This is a genomic window from Leptolyngbya sp. 7M (genome assembly GCF_018128485.1).
The window spans coordinates 365,260-384,745 of the sequence record NZ_CP070897.1; the positions used below are offsets into that span (position 1 = coordinate 365,260).

Here is a 19,486-nt window from a genome sequence, read left to right on the forward strand (position 1 = left end):
AACAAAGCGCAGGTGAATTATGACAAATAAAAGATCAATTGATCTCCGCAGATCTCTTTTCCTTTCCTGGCTAGTGCCCCTCTGCATAGCATTCATCATTTTCTTCTCTGCACCTATTTCCGCTCAGAATTTTCGAAACGCCATAACCGGTTTTGTTTTTACCTCTGAGCGAGTCCCGGTCCCGCAGATCTATGTCGAATTGCTGAATGAATTGAATCAACTCGTCCAGCGAACAAAAACCGATGCATCTGGCAGATATTCATTTGCAGGGCTCTCCCCAGGGCGCTTTTTCGTAAAAGTGTTGCCCCACGGAACGAACTTTGAAGAACAGACGGTCGAGGTTGAACTTATCAATCTTTTGAGGCCCGGGGGTTCTTCATCGGACATCGCCTATAAGGATATTTTCTTGAGATCTCGTAAATCCCAAAGGACGCCACTAGGTGAACCCGGTACGGTTTACAGCCAGGATGTCCCAGCCGAAGCAAGATCCCTGTATGAAAAAGGTATGCGGGATATTGAATCCGATCGGCGTGAGCAGGGTGTTCAGCAGCTCATGGAGGCAGTAAAGATCTTTCCTGAATATTTCGCCGCTCTCGAAAGGTTAGGATATGAGTTCATAAGACTTGAACGCTTCAATTACGCCTACGCTGCCTTCACAAAGGCCGTTTCGGTCAACGAAAGAAGTTTTGCATGTTGGTATGGCTTGGGATTGGCTGCCTCCGCCCTAGATAGCAACAATATAGCCATAGAAGCAGCGAACAAAGCTCTGTCTATCGATAGGGGCTCAAGTAATGCAAACCTTTTGCTTGGCGTCTCGCAGCGAAAAATTAAAAAGTATGCCGAGGCAGAACAATCTCTTCTGCGTGCAAAGAAGCTTTCAGACGGAAACTCTGCCGATGTTAGATGGAATCTTGCTTTGCTTTATGGAAACGACCTAAAGAAATACGGCGAAGCGGCCGACGAACTTGAGGCATATCTCAAACTGACCCCGAATCACCCCAGGGCGGAGCAGATCAAGAAATTGATAAAGGAATACAGGCAAAAGTCTTGAACATCCCCAAACGACTTTCGGGACGTTGCATTAACGCGTATAGTTCTGCGGACTCTGCGACACGGGCCTGCCGTTTCCTCCCGTAGCTATGACCTTTGCTGAACGTGTTGGATCCTTCAATGCCTGCCGCCGATAGCACCTCTTTTCATTTACCTTAGTCTGTCTTTCACCGATAATGTGCTTTAGGACCGGCACAAAAAAGGCCGCCCGAAAACATCGAGCGGCCATAAAAGGGTCTAAAGTTAAATCTTAGAATTGAACCCTAACTCCGAACCTGACTGAACGTGGTCCCTGATATCCATTGGCCATTCCATAACGGATGTCCTTACGATTCGGGGCACCATTCAGGAAGGTCTGAACCGTGTTATAGAGCTGTCCGGATGTGAGAGCGTTAGCTGCCACTACAGGATCGCTGAAGCCAAGAGCTGCTTCCGTTACCGCAACCGCGGAAAGGGTGTTGAACACGCTCGTGACATTCTTCTCATCAAACAGGTTGATTATGTTCAGATCCCCAATAAGGGTGAACTTACCATCTCTTCCAAACTTATACCGATGAGAAACGGCAAAGTCTGTCTGTGTGAACATTTCCGTCCGACCCATATCGCCACGTCCATTCAGCGGGATAGGTGTACCCGAAGAGTGGAACGAGACCAAGGTCGTCTGCGGCGTTCCCGACTGGAAGGTCGTGAAATACGAGAACGTGGTCGAATTCGTATTCCTGCCAAGCCAGTTATAAACATACGCACCAAAGGAGTTCACAACATGGGTTCGATCCGTAGCCAGAAGGCCGTTATCGGGTTCGCCCTTGTATGTGAATCCAATGTACGGAAGATCAAAGAATCGGTTAACACCCGGTGAGGTTCGGCCGTTTTCATCCGAACTTGCCAGACCGGAGTAGTTACCATAGAGACGGCTCCATGTGTAGTTCACATTGAAGTAGAAGTTGTTAGCCAAACGGCGATCCAAAGAGATCTCCCATGCCCTGTAATCACGCTGCGGTTTTACAGATTTCTGATACCCAAGATCTCTGAGCACCTGAGCATGAAGACCGGAACCCGGATTGCCGATGATATATGCTTCGCTGAAATCCGGGGTGAGAATACCCGCGTCTTCGATCGCCCATTTCACATCTTTCCACGTGAAGCGGGAACCGAGAACGTATTTGCCCCAGAACTCCTGTTGATAACCAAAGGTGAACTCATCCTGCTGGAACGGCTTCAGGTTAGGATCTACCTGACCGGTATAGATCGTAGCATTCGGATTGTTCGAAGCGATACGATAGTCATACTGGCAACGGCTCAGTGCGCCCGGAGCGATAAAGCCGGTCGTCGGACAGTTGCCGCCAGGAGCATCATTCCAAGTTCCGAGGATCTGCGGGATCGTGAAGGTTCTCCAATTGGGACTGTTCGCGAAGATCTCGAAGTAATCCCAACGATAGAAGTCACCACCGAACGAACCGCGGGGCAGCTCGAACTTCAACCGATCAAAGAATCGACCGAAGCTTCCCCAAACCTTCGCAGTACCTGAGTTGTTAAGGGAAACTGCAACACCAAGACGCGGAGCGACCTTATCACTCCAACCGAAGTTGATCGGTGGGGCCAAACCATTGAACGACGGGAGGTCTTCTTTCTCAAGACGAACACCTGCATTGAATGTTACGCGACCGCCGAACTGGATCTTATCCTGAATGTAGATCGACTGGTTGGTGTTCTCAGCAGAACCTACGGTACCGAAGCGGATCAGCTCGCCTGCGCCGATAGCATTCGGGCTAGGAGTTGAAGCAGCACCAATGTCCTGGATCGTGAAGCCCATATAGATGCGGATGATACCTTTATCTTTGTATCCAGCATCGACATCATTCTTGATCCTGAACCACTGATAACCACCCTTCAGATCGTGCCTTACGCTTCCGGTGCTGAACAAGTAAGAAGCATCAGCTTCGATATTTGTACGGACCGAGACGTCAAACTTCGTAAGCGAAGGAGACGGATCCTGTTCGTTGGTCGGGCAATAAGAGCCGCCAACGATACAGCGATAGCTTGTGCCGTTGAAAACCATATAGTTGAACGGCTTTTGATTCAGGAAGCCGCGCGAAATACGCCCGGTCATAAAGAAATTCGAGGTCGGCGTCCAGGCAATCTCACCACGGACATTGTTGGCGGTCTGTCGTCCGCCCTGTCGCCCGTAGAGGTCAGCACCCGAATAGGTCTGGCCGTTCGCCGTAAGCGAAGCAGGATTACCGCCCAAGCTAACGGTGCTAAACGGGATCACGCCTTCGTTAACAAGCGGATTCCAAAGGAAACTACCATTCAAACGGATCTGCTGGGTCGGCTGAGCATCGATACGAGCAAATGCATACTCGTAGGTTTGCGAAGCGTTATACCTTTCAGAGAAACGATATACGCGCGGTGCAGCGGTTCCAAGCTATCCGAGCATGAGTATCCCGAACTCGACGAATTTTCGATCATCTTTAAGTTCAAGAATGGTTTCCACTGCACCTTTGCATCTTCATCTGATGCAAGTTGGCACTTTCCTTTCGAACGCATCGAAGTATTCTGTCATCACAGAACGATAATGACTGAAGAGATGGAACGATTGCTGGATTCCCGTGGAATGGACGCAAATTTTGAGACGCATTCCTTCCATATGACTGAAAAGGAAGAGCGGTGGGGTTATGTTCAGGAGGATAAAGCTTTTATCGATTCGATCTTGAGCGGCACCCGCCCGCTGGTATCTGCTGACGATGGGTTCAAGTCTGTAGAGTTGGTGGAATCTGTTTACGCGGCCATCCGTACAGGAGAAAGGATCAATTTTCCATAGATGTTTCCCTTTTTAGAACAATTCGGCTGTAATATGCGTTAGGGTTAGATGCGAGGTTATCCTTGACGCTTGTATCTCTATGAATCAGTGTCAAAATTGCGGAAAGTCAAACACACCGGAAAGCCAGTTTTGTCGGTATTGCGGTAATCGGATGACTTCGTTACAACCGCACAATTATGATGCTCGTCCACCGAGGCCGTACGCGTGGCAAACGGATGAATATCAGACGCAGAGTGAGCCAAGGCGCAGTCGCACTACGTCTGCTCATGTAGAGATGCCAAAACCGGTTGGCTTCCATTCTCCGCAGAATTATGCTGCGATGCAGCACTCATATCACGGACCGCAGGATCTTTCGGGAAATTATCGCTGCCCACACTGTGGAACAAACTTTCTTCCCATAATGGAGCGAAGGATATCAACGGCCGGTTGGATAACCTTTGCACTGTTGCTTATTTTTACATTCATCTTCTTTTGGATCGGCTTGCTTATCAAGGAAGATGTGCCGGTTTGCCCGGTTTGTCGGCAAAGGGTTTACTAGCGATAGTAATAGCCTCGTGGATGCTCGATCTTTACCTCAGGATTAGAGCTTGTAACCTCAACTTTGTAATAGCCTTTCTTCATATTTGTGGAAAGATAACTCAGAAGAAACTGACGGGTGAGAAGTACGCGAAGTTCTTTGAAGAATGGCTCGAAACTGATCGGGGCCGCCATTCCCTGAAAAAACGCACGGCCGCCTGTCTCGTCGGAAAGCCTAAGCAAAGATCCCTGTCCAACAAGCGATGCAGTACTACCCGCAGCTTCCGTGATCAGGGTCGGATTGTAGAAACTGAATATCGCTATATTCCTTCGTTGAGCATCAGCGATAGCTCGGTCAAGATAAATGCTCTGGGTGGCACTTGCATCCCTTAAACCGTTCGACATATCAAGTCCATCTGCGACAAGTAAGACTGCACGCCGACCAGCCGGTAGAGCATCAAACCGTTTATAGATATCAACAAGCCCGTCATATGGATTTGAAGGTGCCGCGCTAGGGCTAGAACTAACGATCCGCAGCATTCTCGAGGCCCGCTCGCGGTCCGTTGTGAATTTCTGTCTGATCTCGGGACTGTTCGCCCGAAGATAAGCGATCATCACGCGCGTTCCATCCGGGAGCTCCCGGATGAACTTTCGGAGCTCACCAAGCTGAAGATTAGCGGAAGGTGTCAATCCATCCTGGATCACAATAGCAAGTGATAACGGAGCATCAGAGATACTTCGGATCGAAAGTATTGTTTGTTCTTCTCGATTCTCGCGTACAGTTAGGCGATCAGCCTTTAGAATCTCATCTATCTGCCCCTGACGAAGTTCCTGTTTTGTGTAGATCGAGACAGGGATGGAAACAGTTCGGACCCGCTGAGAATCCCGCTGACCTGCTGACGGAAATGTTCCGAGGAAGATGAGGGCGGGAGATAATGCTAAGGCGACTACCAAACCCAGCAATGAACTTCGACCATTTGGGATCTTAGGCATCTTAGGAGCTCCTGTAAATTATTGGTCCACCACGCTAGTTTGAAATACAAACTTACAGTTTGTAAAGTGTGATTGGGCCAATGAGCGACATCGTATCAGTTTATGATATTCCAAAAAGTGAGCTCGTACGCGGGAGCCGGCTTAAGGCCGGTGCGATGAGCGCTCCGATCATCCTGACAGCTCTTCCTGCTGTTTTGTTTACAATTTTGTTCTTTTTGTTTGGTTCTGCACCGCCGGCAGCAATAACGCTTCTTTTCGCTGGTGTCATTTCTACGATGATCGGACTTATCATCGGGCTCATAATTTCAGGGGTTCTCATAGTAAAGCGCAACAAATGGATGCGGGAGATTCGAGAGCGGATGGCCGCTGACGGCATCAAAGCGAGCGAGCTTGAGTGGTTTTCGCGTGAATTGAAACCTGCGGAAAAACGAGCTCTTCGAGAGATCGAGAAACGCGATCTTCTTCTCGGCGACGCGTATCGCGAAACACTTGCCAGCCGACTTACAGCGACCCGTATCGTAAAGCACTCGAAGCGGGAATTAGTCTTGATGGAGCGCCGTCGTGCAAAGCTCCGTTCGCTTTCGCACGAGAGAACGTCGGAATTCGTTTCTGAGATAGAGAAAGATATTGGCAAACTTCGCGATATCAATACCGAGGCTCAGCAGATGCTTATTGAAGCAGAATCTCGACTTCAGATGATAGAAGCTGCCAGCATTCGCGGTGGTGGTATTGCGGACAGTGAGATCGCATTAAAGCGTCTAAATGCAAGGCGTTCAGAGTTGCCGCTTGCTCTTGAAGAGGCCAAACTAACGGAAGAGATACGAAAAGAACTGGAGCGTGAAGAGGAGCGGATGCTCAGAGCGAGTAAAGAATGAAAGGCAAAGGAAACCGCCCGGCCGATCCAAACGCATGAATTGAACCTGTGAAAACAGGTGGGTCGCCTTTTGCTCCTCTCAGAGCATCAAAGCCCTAACCTTTGGAAGTCCCCACGTAGAGGATTCACTGGACCGGGCGTTAGCGTCCCTCAATTCAAGTGTTGGCTCAATTATTGTTGCGTCGAGTATCTAACCGCGCAGTAATTGGCCTTTGCCACTTGTCATTATATCATCCTGCTTTAATGCGAGAAAGGTTTGTGGCAGAAAAGATGTAAAGGCAAATAAGATAACATGACCGGATCGAAAAGTATTCGGAAAGAATCTTACTGTTCCATGTCAAATTCGTGTGAGACGATCTCTTTGTGCTTTAGGACGCGATCAAGAAGTTCTGTACATTCCGCGCTTCGGGAAGCAAGCTGAGCGTCAATCTGTGCGTGATTCGCTTTGGCCTGATGGAATTCATCTGCGATGTGCAAAGCAGCAAGAATGGCAACCTTGAGCGAGTCAACGGTAAGCGTCCCGGAAGAGATCTCACGCATTTTCCCGTCAACATATTCCGCAAGCCGAAGGATGTATTCGTTATCGCCGTCGGAGCGGATACTGTATGTTTGGTTGTAAATTTCTACCCTGACGGTCTGTTCCGTTGCTTCCATTATTGCCTCGATCACATTGCCCTTCCGACCGCTTCCGCCACTTCTACATCGATCACCGTCATGGCATCAAGCATTGCCTCTACCTTCAACTGGATGGCATCACGCTCAGATAAAAGACTTTCGACACGAGACTCCAGCCGGGCTTTTTCGGCAAGCCAATTTCCGGAACTTGCTCGAAGCTCATTAAGCTCAGCTTCTAGTGCCTCTTTCTCTTCCCGCATCTTCTTTGCGAACTCAATTGTGAGGTAAATTTTGTCTTCGAGATGTGAGAATTTCTCCATTCCCGTTAAACCGTTCATGAATTGTCTCCGTTTGATGCCTGATCGAAATCGTTAGTGGAAACGATTATCAATCCTTTTAAAAAAAACTTCAAGTGAGTGTCGATGCAGACACTAAAATCTTTGTCGGATCCCGATCATTTTCTCGATCAAAGCCACTCGTTCGCTATGAACGGAATCTACATCTGTCTCGGCAAGTGTGCGTTCATGACTTCTATAGATGAATCTGATAGTAAGCGACCGCTTATCATCGTCGATACCCTTACCCTCGTAAATATCCACGAATCCAACACCTTCCAGAATCTCCGGTCTTTCCGACAACGCGGCATCGCGAATATCGGCGAATGTGATTCCCCTGCTTACCGCAAACGAAACATCGCGTACGATCGCAGGAAAGCGAGGTAAAGGCGTGTAAATGGCCTGATCCGCCTTCTGCGAAAGGACCGCCTCAAGATCGATCTCAGCAACATATATGGCTTGCTTAAATTTATAATCGCTGCAGATTTCCTCATTCAGCCTGCCAATGCTGCCAATTTGACTTCCATGAATCCAAACAGATGCCGATTGACCGTTTTGGAGGTGTTGGATCTCGTCAGGTCTATACTCAAGTTCAAATACACCCGCGCCCGAAAGAGCGGCTTCCAAGGCTCCTTTTATATCGTAAAAATCAACTGGCTTACCCGGCGTCTCACGACCTTCAAATATCTCGCTACCGGTTATGACCATTGTAAAAAGCTTCCTTTCCTTGGGTAGTCCACCGTCGCCGACGGCAAAAAATGTCTTGCCTATCTCAAAAAGCCCCAGATCGCGGCGTTGATGATTGAAATTCAGCCGTACTGCTTCAAGCAGCCCGGGCAATAACGTCGGACGCATTCGGACGGCACCTTCAATAACGGAATCCCGAAGTGTAACGAATGGCTCCGAAAGGTCGTCGTTTACCAATCCTTTGATCAGCTCAAACCTGCCGTCATACTTGGCGTCTATGAAGCTATATGAAAGGGCCTCGTCAAAGCCGAGATCGGAAAGTATGGTGCGGATCCTTCTTTCGCGGTCTTCCGTCGGCTGATACTCACCCGCTCCGTAGGCCGGCGGTAGTTCATCTTTGATATTCTCGTATCCAAAATGCCGAGCTATCTCTTCGACGAGATCCTCCTCTAAAGCAACATCATACCGCCAGGAAGGAACTGAGAACACAGCCGAACGCAGGTCACGATCTTTGTCTTTATTAGGTTCTTCTTCGATCCCAAGCGCCGAAAGGATGCGTGAGCATTCGACCAAGCTGACCTCGAGCCCGGTCAGGCGTTTCGTGGCTGACGAAATATCAGGCGACGAAACCGAGATCACCTCCGCATGAGTGGGATAAGTATCAATAATGCTATCGGCTGTGCCGCCAGCCAATTCGCAGATCAGCTCAGTGGCACGGTTGGATGCACGGATCAGATTGTTAATGTCCACACCACGTTCGAAGCGATAACTTGCTTCAGTTGCAAGATTTAATTTGCGCGACGTGGCACGAATGCTCTCACGTTTAAAATATGCAACTTCTAGAAGAACATTGATCGTAGATTCGGTAATGCCGCTGTCGAAACCGCCCATAACACCGGCGATCGCCACCGGTTTCTCAGCATCGCATATCGCAAGCATTGTTTCGTCCAGTTTTCGATCGACCTCGTCTAGTGTCTTTATAGTTTCACCGGGTCTTGCGGTCCGGACAATTATGCGGTTCTCCGCCAACTTATCAAGATCGAATGCGTGCATTGGCTGGCCGAGTTCGAGCATTACATAATTAGTTATGTCCGCGACATTGTTTATAGATCGTTCGCCAAGTGCCTCTAGACGATCGATCAGCCACTGCGGCGACGGTCCGATCTTGACGTCTTTGATAATTCTTGCCGTGAACCGATGGCAAAGTTCTGGATTCTCGATCTGCACGAACTCAGCGGCTAGCGCGGCAGGATAAGGGATCGCGTCCACAGTCGGAGAGGATGCATCAACTCCGCTTCGCTGCGTCTCTGCGCCTAAATGATCCCCGGTTATCGCCTGGAGCTCTCTCGCAACACCGCGATGTGAAAGGCAATCGGGGCGATTTGACGTCAGATCGATGTCGAGAATGAGATCATCTTTATGCGGATGAATGCCTTCGACCGCCAACCCGACGCGCGTCAATGCCTTGGCTGTCTCTTCGGCCGACAGTCTAATATTGATAAGCTCCTTGAGCCAGTTAAAGCTGATATTCATCTAAACTGCTCCAAAAATCTAACGTCGTTTTCGAACATATGCCGGATGTCGTCGATGTTAAATAACAAAGCAGCCATTCGTTCAAGACCAAAGCCGAAGGCAAATCCCGAATAGATTTGCGGATCGACGCGGACTGCTCGCAGTACGTTTGGGTGAACCATTCCTGATCCGCCAAGTTCGATCCAGCCCGATCCTTTGCAAGGACGGCAGCGATGACCGTTCAATGTGCCTGAACCGTGGCAGACGAAACAAGAGAAATCAAACTCGGCCGAAGGCTCTGCAAAAGGGAAGTATGACGGGCGGAAACGCGTTACCGTGTCTTCACCAAATAATCTTTTCAGCCATTCGGTGACCGTTCCTTTCAGATGGGCCATCGTGATGCCTTTATCGACACAAAGGCCTTCGATCTGATGGAACATCGGCGTATGCGTCATGTCCGGCGTGTCGCGGCGAAATACCCGGCCGGGGGCAATTACACGGAGCGGCACTCCGCGGCGTTCCATCGCACGGATCTGTACGGTCGATGTTTGTGAACGTAGTGCAAAACCATCGGTCGTGTAAAACGTGTCTTGCGATTCGCGAGCAGGATGACCTTCCGGAATGTTCAGAGCGTCGAAATTGTAGTAGTCAGTCTCGATCTCGCGGTCATCTTCTATGGCATAGCCCATAGAGACGAAAATGTCCTCGATCCTTTGCCGCAGGATCGTTATCGGGTGTAGATGTCCGGTTCGCGGCCGCCGTCCGGGGATCGTTACGTCTAAACGTTCGCGCTCGATCTTTAGATCTGAGATTCGCTTTCCCAGCCGTGTCTCAGCACTTTCGATCGCAGCTAGGATCTCACTTTCTAGTTGCTGTGTAAGTTTGCCAAATTCACTTCTATTTTCGGGAGCGACTTTCCCGATCAGCTTCTTTGCGGCTGCAATAGGCGATTTTTTGCCGGTATGTTTGATCTTTAGTTCGTTGGCAAGCTTGAGTAGTCTTTCCGCGTCTTCCAAACGAATCCCGTCAACACTAACATCAGCGAGGTGACCGAACTCATCAAAGAAGGACGCTCGTATATCGTCAAGTTGGTTTCTTTCGTCTTGCATCAAGTGAACGGCGGAAGTTCCGCAAACCGTTATTGTAACAGGGGCAAAAGTTACGGCAAATCTCAGCAGGCTCTGTCTGCTCTGTCAGTCGAAAAAACTTTGCTAAGATAATCGCTTGTTTTTCACAACATATGAAAGCGATCGTAAAAAGCAAAGCTGAGCCCGGATTGTGGATAGAAGACGTTCCGGAGCCTGAAATAGGTATAAATGACGTACTGATCCGCGTAAAGCGAGGCGGTATCTGCGGCACTGACCTGCACATCTACAACTGGGATGCGTGGGCGCAGGCGACGATCAAGGTGCCAACGACCATCGGCCACGAGTTCGTCGGCGAGATCGTTGACGTCGGCTCGAATGTCGTTGACTTTCAGGCCGGCGACATCGTCAGTGTCGAAGGCCATTTGGTCTGTGGCCGCTGCCGCAACTGTATGGCGGGCAAACGAGCTCTGTGTGCCAATACAACCGGAGTTGGCGTGAACACCAACGGCGGATTCGCCGAGTTCATCGCCGTTCCTTACACCAACATCTGGAAGCATAAGCCCGGGATCGATCTCGACGTTGCCGCGATCTTTGACCCGTTTGGCAACGCCGTTCACACGGCGCTTGAATTCGAGGTTTTCGGTGAAGACGTTCTCATCACCGGAGCCGGCCCGATCGGTATCATGGCAGCCGCGGTCGCGAAGCACGCCGGTGCGCGCAACATCGTTATCACGGATGTAAACCCCTTTCGCCTCGAACTCGCCGAAAAGATGGGCCACGTTACAAGGGCCGTCGATGTAAGCAAGACCTCGATCAAAGACGTCCAGAAAGAATTGGGCATGAAAGAAGGCTTCGACGTCGGTATGGAGATGTCCGGCGTTCCTGCGGCCTTCAAGGACATGCTCGCGAACATGTTCCACGGCGGCAAGATCGCTTTTCTCGGCATTCCGGCCGAGCAGTTCGCCATCGATTGGAAGACCGTCATCTTTAACATGATCACGATAAAAGGCATCTACGGCCGCCAGATGTACGAGACCTGGTACCAAATGTCCAACCTGCTCGACGCCGGCGTCGACATCTCGCCCGTCGTCACCCACCGCTATTCCTACAAAGACTTCGAACAAGGCTTCGAAGCCATCCGAGAAGGAAACTGCGGCAAGGTTGTTTTGGATTTTGAGGAAATATAGCTATGTACGGAATGTTCAAAGACTATTTACAAAACACCATCGATGATATTCGGAACGCCGGGCTTTATAAATCGGAGCGTGTGATCGACGGGCCGCAGGATGCACGGATCGACGTGGGCGGCAATTCAGTGCTCAACATGTGCGCGAACAATTATCTCGGCCTAAGCGATCATCCGGCGATCGTCGAGGCGGCGAGGAAATCGCTGGACGAATGGGGCTATGGACTGTCGTCGGTGCGGTTTATCTGCGGTACCCAGGCGATTCACAAAGAGCTAGAACGCAAGATCAGCGAGTTTCTTGGAACCGAGGACACGATACTTTACACCAGCTGTTTCGACGCGAACGGCGGCCTGTTCGAGACGCTGCTGGGCGAAGATGATGCTGTCATCTCGGATGAACTTAACCATGCCAGCATTATCGATGGCATTCGGCTGTGCAAGGCACAACGGTTCCGCTACAAGAACAGCGACATGGCGGATCTCGAAGCAAAACTCGAGGAAGCAAAGGCTGCCAGATTCAAGATGATCGCCACGGACGGCGTATTCTCGATGGACGGCTATATTGCCAAGCTTGGTGAAATATGCGACCTCGCGGAAAAGTACAATGCTCTTGTGATGGTCGATGACTCACACGCCGTCGGCTTTATGGGAAAGCACGGCAAGGGGACTCACGAGCACTGCGGCGTGATGGATCGCATTGATGTGATCACGGGTACGTTGGGCAAGGCACTTGGCGGAGCCAGCGGCGGCTATACGAGCGGCAGAAAGGAGATAATTGAACTCTTAAGACAGCGTTCTCGACCTTATCTATTCTCAAACTCAGTCGCACCGCCCATCGTAGCCGCGTCTATTGCGGCAATCGATCTGCTTAACGCGTCAACGGAGCTTCGCGACAAGCTGATGGACAACACAAAGTATTTTCGAGACAAGATCACGTCCATCGGATTGGAAGTGTTGCCCGGCGAACATCCGATCGTTCCTGTAATGTTTGGCGAAGCCCAACCCGCAGTTAAGATGGCAGAATTGCTACTCGAAAAAAGCGTGTACGTAATTCCATTTTCGTTTCCTGTGGTGCCGAAAGGCAAAGCCCGCATCAGAACACAGGTATCGGCTGCCCATTCGAAAGAAGATCTCGACTTTGCGATCGAGAAATTTGCCGAGGCAAAAGAGGAACTTGGTATTTAATTTGGTCGTACTGGCTTACTATGAGAAGGATCCAATTTCTAGTTGTCTTGTTTGTTTTGTTCTATTCTGTTAACGCCCAGGTTAATGATGGCCGCATAGCTGAGGTTCTAAAAGCGGTTGCTGATTACGATATAGCATGGAATAAAAAGGACATTGAGGTCGTACAGCGTTTTCTAGTGCCCGAATATGTTTATTTTTCCTCCAGAGGCGGCCTCTTACATCGCCACGAGATGTTGAATTTTCTCCGCTCCCCTGATTACGTTCTAACTTTTGCTGAGCGAAGCGAGATCAAAGCATTTCGTGAAGGCAATACCGTCATTGTTAGTAGCCGTTGGAAAGGAAAAGGGAAATATGGTGAGACCGAGATCAATGATGACCAGCGGTGCGGTCAGGTGTTTGTAAGGTCAAAGGGTACGTGGAAGCTTTTATCTGAACACTGTGTCCAGATCCAACCGAGTTCAAGCTAATAGGGTGAAATTCAAATCAAACAACGCCACAGAGATATTAGAAGACTCCGTGGCGTTGTTGGCACTTAAATAAGCAACTAGGCTGTCGGTTGCGGTTTATTATCTATTGCAGCTTTGGCTTGTGAAGCGATCGCTGTAAATGTCTCCGGCTGTTTGACTGCGATATCTGCGAGCGATTTGCGGTCGAGATCGATGCCGGCAAGGCTCAGGCCATGCATGAACTGCGAATACTTCATATCATTCAGCCGGCAGGCAGCATTGATGCGGACGATCCACAGCTTACGGAAATCACGCTTCTTCAGCTTGCGGCCGGTGTATGCAAAATTCAATGCACGTTCGACCGATTCCTTAGCCGAACGGTAAAGCTTTGACTTTGTTCCACGATACCCTTTGGCTAAGGCCAATATCTTTTTGCGTTTCTCAAGACGCTTGTTACCACGTTTTGCTCTAGGCATAATTCCTCCAAATGCGGAATTCAGAATGAGGAGTGCGAAATTACATATTCAACGCAACCACGCGATCCATCTAGAATCCGAAATCTAAAATCCAAAATTACTTAGTCCCTTCCGTAAGGCAACATCTTTTCGACGCGCTTCTGGTCGCCTTCGGATACCAAGGTATCGATGTCAAGATTGCGTTTACGTTTATTGGTCTTCTTGGTCAAAATATGGCGAGCATGCGAATGGCCGCGTTTGAACTTTCCCGACGCTGTCGAGCGAAAACGCTTTGCTGCTCCCTTGTGTGTTTTTAGTTTTGGCATAACTCTCTCCTAAATGAACATCTCAAAATATCTCGTCGTCGTCTCTTTCGATCACCGGCTCCGGCTTCTTTCTTCCTTCTTTGTTTGGCTTGTCATTGTCCGGATCATCGGTTTTATGTGCCTTCTCTGAGGACTTCTTAGCGTCGGCAATCTTTGTTTTTTTCGGGTTGAAGATGGTGAACATTTGGTAGCCTTCCATTTTTGGCGCCACCTCGACTTCGGCAACATCTTCCAGATCCGCAGTAAGTTTTTTCAAGATCTCTGCACCAAGCTCCCTGTGGGTCATTTCGCGTCCGCGGAAAGCTATAGCAGCTCTTACCTTGTCGCCACCTTCCAGCCACTCACGAGCGTGTTTCATCCGGTAGCTGTAGTCATGTTCATCCGTTCCCGGTCGAAACTTGATCTCTTTGACCTGAACTTTTACCTGTTTCTTCTTTGCTTCATGGGCGCGTTTCTTTTGTTCATAAAGAAACTTGCCGTAATCTATTAGCTTGCAAACAGGCGGCTGCGCCTTTGGGGCGATCTCGACAAGGTCAACACCAATTTCTCTGGCTTTCGCGATCGCGTCGCGAACATCCATAATGCCAAGTGCTTCTCCATCCTCCGTTACGACACGAACTGAGGGAACTCTTATTCGTTCGTTAGTTCGGTGTAGCGGCTCGCGAAATCGCGGCTTAAAATTCCTTCGTCCAAATCCTCTTGCGATATAAACCTCCTATGGTCAATTGCGATCCTAGAGCGCACGCAGCAATTTCTGCTGTGTGATCATCTCCAGGAACTCCTCCAGCGGCATCTGTCCGATGTCGCCCTGTCGCCGCTCCCTGACGGCTACCTTTTTCTCTTCCAATTCCTTGTCGCCAAGGATCAACATGTACGGGACCTTCTGCAATTGAGCATCCCTGATCTTTGCACCGATCTTATCAGACTTAGTGTTGGTCTCAACACGAAAACCCGCATTATGAAGCGTATCAGAGACAGACAATGCATAATCGTTTATCCGATCAGTTATCGGAAGAACGGTAACCTGAACCGGAGCGAGCCAAAGCGGGAAGGCTCCGGCAAAATGCTCGACTAATACGCCAAAAAATCGCTCGACAGAACCATAGAGAGCTCTGTGGACCATTAAGGGCCGATGTGGCTGATTGTCCTCACCGATGTATTCAAGTTGAAATCGTTCCGGTAAATTAAAGTCGAATTGTACGGTCGTCAACTGCCACAGCCTCCCGATAGAATCTTCGACTTTGATGTCTATCTTCGGACCATAAAAGGCAGCTTCACCCTCTATGCGTTCGTAAGGTATCTCCCGGCCTTTCAAAGCTTGTACTAAGGCGTTTTCGGCATCGACCCAATCTTTATCCGAGCCGAGGTAGCCTTTATTATCAGCTTCTCCACGGACGGAAAGTTCTACCTTGAATTTCTCGAACCCGAACGTTCGAAAAACGTCGTATGCAAAATCTACGCAGGCTCCGATCTCATCAACTATCTGCGACGGCATACAAAAGATGTGCGCGTCGTCCTGCGTGAAACCGCGTACACGCATCAGCCCGTGAAGCGTGCCGGAGAGTTCAGCCCTGTAAACCGTGCCGAGTTCGGCATAACGCAGCGGCAATTCCCTGTAAGAACGCTTATGCGATCTGAATATGCCGATATGGAAAGGGCAGTTCATCGGCTTCAGCCGAAATTCTGTTTCTTCACCAAACCATTCAGGAAGGCCTATCGGCTCAAAAAGATTATCGGAGTAATTTTCTTCATGTCCGGATGTTTGCCAAAGTTGCCGTTTGGCTATGTGGGGCGTAAAGACCATTCCATAGCCACGTTTTACAAGTTCATCACGGAGATAATCTTCCATCTCTTTTCGGACAATTCCTCCTTTTGGGTGAAAGAAGATAAGTCCCTGACCAAACTCTTCCTGAATTGAGAAAAGATCAAGTTCCTTTCCAAGCTTGCGATGATCGCGCTTTTCGGCTTCTTCGCGTTGTTTCAGCCATGCGTCGAGTTCTTCTTGGGTTGCAAACGCCGTCCCGTAGATCCGCTGCATTTGCTCGCGCTCAGCATCGCCTTTCCAATAAGCTCCTGAGACCGCAAGCAGCTTGAAGGCCTTCAATTTCCCGGTATGCGGAACGTGCGGCCCAAGACAAAAATCTATGAACGGGGAATTATCAATATAGTAGATACTGGCAGTTCCTTCTACTTTCTCGGCGATAAGTTCGCATTTGAGCGGCTCTTCGCGCTTGCGAAAAATATCCAGAATCTTTGCTTTTTCTACGTCTTCGCGACGATATGGCAGATTGCGTTTCGCCATCTCCCGCATTCGTTTTTCGATGACCGGAAGATCTTCATCGGTCAACATACGCGGAGCGATCACGTCGTAGAAAAAACCATATCTTGGATCATCCATTAGCGCCGGGCCGACACCAAGCTTGGTGCCTGGGAAAAGATCAAGAATTGCAGCAGCGAGAAGATGAGCCGTCGAATGTCGGATCAGCTCAAGCCCCGCACGATCCTCTGCAGTGATCGGCTCGATCGAAAGCACCTCGTCGCAGGCATCAAGCTGCCTGTTAAGATCGACCTCTTCACCATTTACCTTCGCCGCAAGTGCGCGCTTGATCGCGTCACGATCAAACGCCTTAATGGCGTCTGCGACGGAAGCAGGTGCAGGGATCGAGCGGGTGCTCTCACCAAACTTTATATTTATTTCGCTCATAAACTTGTCGATTGTTATTGCTGCGGTCGTGTTCCGTCTGAGAAAAAGCAATATGCAGAGCGGCTCTTTCTCTCGCCTAACCGTTTAGCACTAGCCAATCAACAATTTCTACTACTTAACTAGATCAGATCCGATAAGAGCGACTTTGCGTTGCTGTCTGGTTAAGGACCGCAGATGTTCCGCCATTAGAAGCGGGTCGTAGTAGTTGTAAAAACAGCAAAGTTCTTCGAAAGCATCTTATCGAAAATTGTAGCGGCCAAGTTTGTGCTTAGCCGCTAATTACCAAAGCACAAAATTATATAGCTCAATAAGGGCAAAAGCAAGCCAAAATGGGACTATTCAGGCAATGCAGCCTGCTGAGCACCGACCCATTCCCAAGCCCTTTCCTCTTCGTATGTGTCAAACACTTTGATCTCAGTGGCAACAACGCCATTCATCAATTCGAGAAAGTTGCGCATCCAAGGGGCACCTCCGACGATAGCGTATTTTTCGATCTTCGATGCGGACTTGAACTTGAGTTTTATGAGGTCATCATCAAGCACAGCAAGGAGATCAAATCCACCGTAATTTTTGATCCGAACTAACGCATTGATCTTGCCTTCTTTCTCAAATAGCGGTTTTATATGCTCGACCGCTGTTTTGATATCTTGCTCGCGGATACGTCCGTCAATTTCCCAAGCGATCACGTTCGAACTATTTGTATGGAGCAGATGTATTGACGGCTGCGGGGGCTCCGGTGCCTTGAGTGCCGGCGGTGTGGCAGAGGCCCAACCGAATGCTTTCGCTCGCTCATTAGGAGTGAACACACGTACATCGATGTTAGAAAATACGAGGCCCTCAAGCCTGGCTGCGGCTCCGATCCAGCTTTTATCGGTGACCACAGCCGCGCGGTAATATTTCGACATTTGACCGATATGTCCAACGGCTTCCCATAGATCCTTCAGCAGGCCTTCAATAGTAAAAGAGAGGGAATCTCCAATCTCGGCAAAGAACGACACTCTATCGCTGTTCTTAAGAGCACCTTCGGTCGCTTTGTAGGCACGATCGATATCTTCGGCTGTAATACTGCCTGAGATCTTCATTGCAACAAGATGGTCTGGCGATTCTAGTATCTCGATCATTATGACACCTCCGAATATCTATACATACGCATTTATACAGATAGAAGTTCGGTAGGTTGTAAACAAGGAGAAGGAAAACTTGGATTTAAAGTGAAAATGGTAGGCACTAGCAGAGTTGAACTGCTGACCCCTACCGTGTCAAGGTAGTGCTCTACCACTGAGCTAAGTGCCTACGCGTGCCCAAAGGGCGAACTTAAAAGATGCCAAACGTAAGAGGGCAAAGTCAAGTTAACTGGCAATGTGGTGGAGGACTAACCACTCTTCACGGTAGATCGAGACACCATTAGGAAAATGTTCATTAAAATCTGCTCGGAGCCTATCTGCGTGTTCAGCAAAATACTTGTTAAGGGCGACTTGATCAGCGGCGACATAGCTCGTGCGATATTTACCATTCACGATGCGTGCAAAAGTGGCTGAGAGGAAGTATCCCGTATCAATAACTTCTTTAATATGCTTTTCGACCATATATTTCCTGAACGCCCCATCGATTTCCACACTGACCGTAACTGTGACCTCATACAAGATCTGGTTCGAATCCATCATCTAAACGGCTCCCGAGCAGAATCTATGCATCGCTATCGCAACCAGTTTTGTGGTGCGGTCGTCCGCGTCATATTTCGGATTTACCTCGCTGAATTCGATCAGCTTTGTGTTCGCGAGCGATGCCGCGTACTTCACAAGCTGAATGAACTCGCCTGCACGTAAACCGAGTGGCGAAGGTGCTGACGTTCCCGGCGCATCCGAAGAACGAACAACGTCCAGATCAAAGCCAAAGAATGTGCTCATTGAAGAGCTGTGATTGATAAAATTCTGCCTGATCTGTTCTTTTATTTCCTGATCGGGTTCGCTCCGGCTGCGAAGCAGTTCAAGGCTTATTCGGTGCACGCCAAGCGAACGAATATATTCATAATAGATCGGTGAGCAAAAATGCGATTGAAAACCGACCTCGTAGAAGTACCGCGGTAGCAATAGTTCTTCGTCCAGCAATTGCCTATAAGGCGTGCCGCTATTCCGCTGCTCGGCAAGCCTCACATCAAGCTGAGCATCAACGTTGATAGCGATCCAATTGCGAACGCCGAACACCTCGCTCATCGCTTTTCCGTCCGGATAACTTACATCATTACCGCCGCCGATGACGATAAGTTTTTTGCCGTCTGAAAGCGCTTGTTTGACGATCTCAAAATGCGTTTCGTGAGTTTTCTCAAGTGTGTCTGCGATCTTCACATCACCAATGTCAACGATCGCTCCATTGATATTGAAAGTGGTCAATTTATAGAACTGTTCCCGGATCTTGAATGGAGCGAGGGCAGCTCCTTCGCGGCCATTATTTCTCCGAACGCCCTCATCCTGCGGACAACCTAGGATGACAATTTCCGCCTTTTCGTAATCTTGTTCAGTTCGTCCGACGGTCTCGCCGAGCCGGGGGTCATTCCGATCGCCGCGAGAAAAGAAAAGTTCCTCTGCGGGTCTTGTTGTGAGCTCGAAAATGCTGGTCATTACCGCACTATTCTTTTCCGATTCCTTTCAATAGTCAAACATTAATGCAATGAGACGAATACTTATGTAACGAGC

General features: G+C 49.3%; 20 protein-coding genes, 1 tRNA gene and 1 pseudogene. 8 read left to right on the plus strand and 14 right to left on the minus strand.

Annotated features, from left to right (window positions below; genetic code table 11):
- The first annotated feature begins 19 nt into the window (after positions 1–19).
- Entirely contained in the window at positions 20–1,051 is a 1,032-nt protein-coding gene (locus tag JVX88_RS01745) for a carboxypeptidase-like regulatory domain-containing protein (protein ID WP_211625169.1), read from the plus strand.
- A 249-nt stretch (positions 1,052–1,300) separates the two neighbouring features.
- Here the strand turns inward: JVX88_RS01745 and JVX88_RS01750 are convergent, their stop codons facing one another.
- Positions 1,301–3,364 carry a TonB-dependent receptor gene (locus tag JVX88_RS01750; protein ID WP_211625171.1) on the minus strand — a complete coding sequence of 688 codons (2,064 nt, stop codon included), beginning with the start codon at positions 3,362–3,364 and terminating at the stop codon, positions 1,301–1,303.
- A gap of 54 nt (positions 3,365–3,418) precedes the next feature.
- On the opposite strand from JVX88_RS01750, the gene JVX88_RS01755 reads away from it, so the two are divergent.
- From JVX88_RS01755 to JVX88_RS01760, 3 genes and pseudogenes are all read left to right on the plus strand, one after another.
- Complete coding sequence (locus JVX88_RS01755) at positions 3,419–3,871, plus strand: hypothetical protein (RefSeq protein ID WP_211625173.1); 453 nt, start codon at positions 3,419–3,421, stop codon at positions 3,869–3,871.
- Between the two features lie 79 nt (positions 3,872–3,950).
- Positions 3,951–4,016, plus strand: a pseudogene (locus tag JVX88_RS43825) (zinc-ribbon domain-containing protein); the annotation flags it as partial.
- Positions 4,017–4,022: 6 nt separating this feature from the next.
- On the plus strand, positions 4,023–4,409 hold the full coding sequence (locus JVX88_RS01760) for an LITAF-like zinc ribbon domain-containing protein (protein WP_211625175.1): 387 nt from the start codon (positions 4,023–4,025) through the stop codon (positions 4,407–4,409).
- On the opposite strand, the gene JVX88_RS01765 is transcribed toward JVX88_RS01760, so the two are convergent.
- Positions 4,406–5,380, minus strand: a complete 975-nt coding sequence (locus JVX88_RS01765) for a hypothetical protein (RefSeq protein WP_211625177.1) — start codon at positions 5,378–5,380, stop codon at positions 4,406–4,408. The genes JVX88_RS01760 and JVX88_RS01765 overlap by 4 nt on opposite strands.
- A gap of 80 nt (positions 5,381–5,460) precedes the next feature.
- Here JVX88_RS01765 and JVX88_RS01770 point away from each other — a divergent pair, with 80 nt between their 5' ends.
- A complete protein-coding gene (locus JVX88_RS01770; protein WP_211625179.1) occupies positions 5,461–6,255 on the plus strand; it encodes a hypothetical protein in 795 nt (264 codons plus the stop codon).
- Between the two features lie 323 nt (positions 6,256–6,578).
- Here the strand turns inward: JVX88_RS01770 and JVX88_RS01775 are convergent, their stop codons facing one another.
- From JVX88_RS01775 to JVX88_RS01790, 4 genes are all read right to left on the minus strand, one after another.
- The gene (locus JVX88_RS01775) at positions 6,579–6,923 is read right to left on the minus strand and encodes a cell division protein ZapA (protein WP_211625181.1); all 345 of its coding nucleotides are present in this window, start codon (positions 6,921–6,923) and stop codon (positions 6,579–6,581) included.
- Positions 6,920–7,207, minus strand: a complete 288-nt coding sequence (locus JVX88_RS01780; protein WP_211625183.1) for a hypothetical protein — start codon at positions 7,205–7,207, stop codon at positions 6,920–6,922. Before JVX88_RS01780 ends, JVX88_RS01775 begins: the two co-directional genes overlap by 4 nt.
- A gap of 93 nt (positions 7,208–7,300) precedes the next feature.
- The gene (pheT, locus tag JVX88_RS01785) at positions 7,301–9,424 is read right to left on the minus strand and encodes a phenylalanine--tRNA ligase subunit beta (RefSeq protein ID WP_211625185.1); all 2,124 of its coding nucleotides are present in this window, start codon (positions 9,422–9,424) and stop codon (positions 7,301–7,303) included.
- Positions 9,421–10,512 (minus strand): phenylalanine--tRNA ligase subunit alpha, encoded by a 1,092-nt coding sequence (locus JVX88_RS01790; protein WP_211625186.1) that lies wholly within the window; start codon positions 10,510–10,512, stop codon positions 9,421–9,423. Before JVX88_RS01790 ends, pheT begins: the two co-directional genes overlap by 4 nt.
- Before the next feature lie 131 nt (positions 10,513–10,643).
- Between JVX88_RS01790 and tdh the strand changes: the two genes are divergently transcribed.
- From tdh to JVX88_RS01805, 3 genes are read left to right on the plus strand one after another with little or no spacing between them, the layout of a single operon-like run.
- On the plus strand, positions 10,644–11,678 hold the full coding sequence (tdh, locus tag JVX88_RS01795) for an L-threonine 3-dehydrogenase (RefSeq protein ID WP_211625188.1): 1,035 nt from the start codon (positions 10,644–10,646) through the stop codon (positions 11,676–11,678).
- Positions 11,679–11,680: 2 nt separating this feature from the next.
- The gene (locus JVX88_RS01800; protein ID WP_211625190.1) at positions 11,681–12,862 is read left to right on the plus strand and encodes a glycine C-acetyltransferase; all 1,182 of its coding nucleotides are present in this window, start codon (positions 11,681–11,683) and stop codon (positions 12,860–12,862) included.
- Between the two features lie 20 nt (positions 12,863–12,882).
- Entirely contained in the window at positions 12,883–13,329 is a 447-nt protein-coding gene (locus JVX88_RS01805) for a nuclear transport factor 2 family protein (RefSeq protein ID WP_211625192.1), read from the plus strand.
- Between the two features lie 77 nt (positions 13,330–13,406).
- On the opposite strand, the gene rplT is transcribed toward JVX88_RS01805, so the two are convergent.
- The 8 genes from rplT to JVX88_RS01845 form a co-directional block, all read right to left on the minus strand.
- Entirely contained in the window at positions 13,407–13,784 is a 378-nt protein-coding gene (gene rplT / locus JVX88_RS01810) for a 50S ribosomal protein L20 (protein ID WP_211625194.1), read from the minus strand.
- 101 nt (positions 13,785–13,885) lie between these two features.
- Positions 13,886–14,089: a 50S ribosomal protein L35 gene (rpmI, locus tag JVX88_RS01815; RefSeq protein WP_211625196.1), complete on the minus strand. Its 204-nt coding sequence runs from the start codon at positions 14,087–14,089 to the stop codon at positions 13,886–13,888.
- A 22-nt stretch (positions 14,090–14,111) separates the two neighbouring features.
- Positions 14,112–14,795 carry a translation initiation factor IF-3 gene (infC, locus tag JVX88_RS01820; protein ID WP_211628602.1) on the minus strand — a complete coding sequence of 228 codons (684 nt, stop codon included), beginning with the start codon at positions 14,793–14,795 and terminating at the stop codon, positions 14,112–14,114.
- A 27-nt stretch (positions 14,796–14,822) separates the two neighbouring features.
- Positions 14,823–16,793, minus strand: coding sequence for a threonine--tRNA ligase (gene thrS / locus JVX88_RS01825; RefSeq protein ID WP_211625198.1), 1,971 nt, complete (start codon positions 16,791–16,793; stop codon positions 14,823–14,825).
- Between the two features lie 335 nt (positions 16,794–17,128).
- Positions 17,129–17,914 (minus strand): STAS/SEC14 domain-containing protein, encoded by a 786-nt coding sequence (locus JVX88_RS01830; protein WP_211625199.1) that lies wholly within the window; start codon positions 17,912–17,914, stop codon positions 17,129–17,131.
- Between the two features lie 97 nt (positions 17,915–18,011).
- Positions 18,012–18,086, minus strand: a tRNA-Val gene (locus JVX88_RS01835).
- A 56-nt stretch (positions 18,087–18,142) separates the two neighbouring features.
- Complete coding sequence (locus tag JVX88_RS01840) at positions 18,143–18,457, minus strand: DUF4286 family protein (protein ID WP_211625201.1); 315 nt, start codon at positions 18,455–18,457, stop codon at positions 18,143–18,145.
- On the minus strand, positions 18,458–19,411 hold the full coding sequence (locus JVX88_RS01845; RefSeq protein ID WP_211625203.1) for a formimidoylglutamase: 954 nt from the start codon (positions 19,409–19,411) through the stop codon (positions 18,458–18,460).
- Positions 19,412–19,486 lie beyond the last annotated feature (75 nt).

Coding starts and splice junctions, on each gene's coding strand:
- JVX88_RS01745 (WP_211625169.1), top strand. CDS start 20: ATGACAAATAAAAGATCAATTGATCTCCGCAGATCTCTTTTCCTTTCC.
- JVX88_RS01760 (WP_211625175.1), top strand. CDS start 4,023: ATGACTTCGTTACAACCGCACAATTATGATGCTCGTCCACCGAGGCCG.
- JVX88_RS01765 (WP_211625177.1), bottom strand. CDS start 5,380: ATGCCTAAGATCCCAAATGGTCGAAGTTCATTGCTGGGTTTGGTAGTC.
- JVX88_RS01770 (WP_211625179.1), top strand. CDS start 5,461: ATGAGCGACATCGTATCAGTTTATGATATTCCAAAAAGTGAGCTCGTA.
- JVX88_RS01780 (WP_211625183.1), bottom strand. CDS start 7,207: ATGAACGGTTTAACGGGAATGGAGAAATTCTCACATCTCGAAGACAAA.
- pheT (WP_211625185.1), bottom strand. CDS start 9,424: ATGAATATCAGCTTTAACTGGCTCAAGGAGCTTATCAATATTAGACTG.
- JVX88_RS01790 (WP_211625186.1), bottom strand. CDS start 10,512: ATGCAAGACGAAAGAAACCAACTTGACGATATACGAGCGTCCTTCTTT.
- tdh (WP_211625188.1), top strand. CDS start 10,644: ATGAAAGCGATCGTAAAAAGCAAAGCTGAGCCCGGATTGTGGATAGAA.
- JVX88_RS01800 (WP_211625190.1), top strand. CDS start 11,681: ATGTACGGAATGTTCAAAGACTATTTACAAAACACCATCGATGATATT.
- JVX88_RS01805 (WP_211625192.1), top strand. CDS start 12,883: ATGAGAAGGATCCAATTTCTAGTTGTCTTGTTTGTTTTGTTCTATTCT.
- rplT (WP_211625194.1), bottom strand. CDS start 13,784: ATGCCTAGAGCAAAACGTGGTAACAAGCGTCTTGAGAAACGCAAAAAG.
- rpmI (WP_211625196.1), bottom strand. CDS start 14,089: ATGCCAAAACTAAAAACACACAAGGGAGCAGCAAAGCGTTTTCGCTCG.
- thrS (WP_211625198.1), bottom strand. CDS start 16,793: ATGAGCGAAATAAATATAAAGTTTGGTGAGAGCACCCGCTCGATCCCT.
- JVX88_RS01830 (WP_211625199.1), bottom strand. CDS start 17,914: ATGATCGAGATACTAGAATCGCCAGACCATCTTGTTGCAATGAAGATC.
- JVX88_RS01840 (WP_211625201.1), bottom strand. CDS start 18,457: ATGATGGATTCGAACCAGATCTTGTATGAGGTCACAGTTACGGTCAGT.
- JVX88_RS01845 (WP_211625203.1), bottom strand. CDS start 19,411: ATGACCAGCATTTTCGAGCTCACAACAAGACCCGCAGAGGAACTTTTC.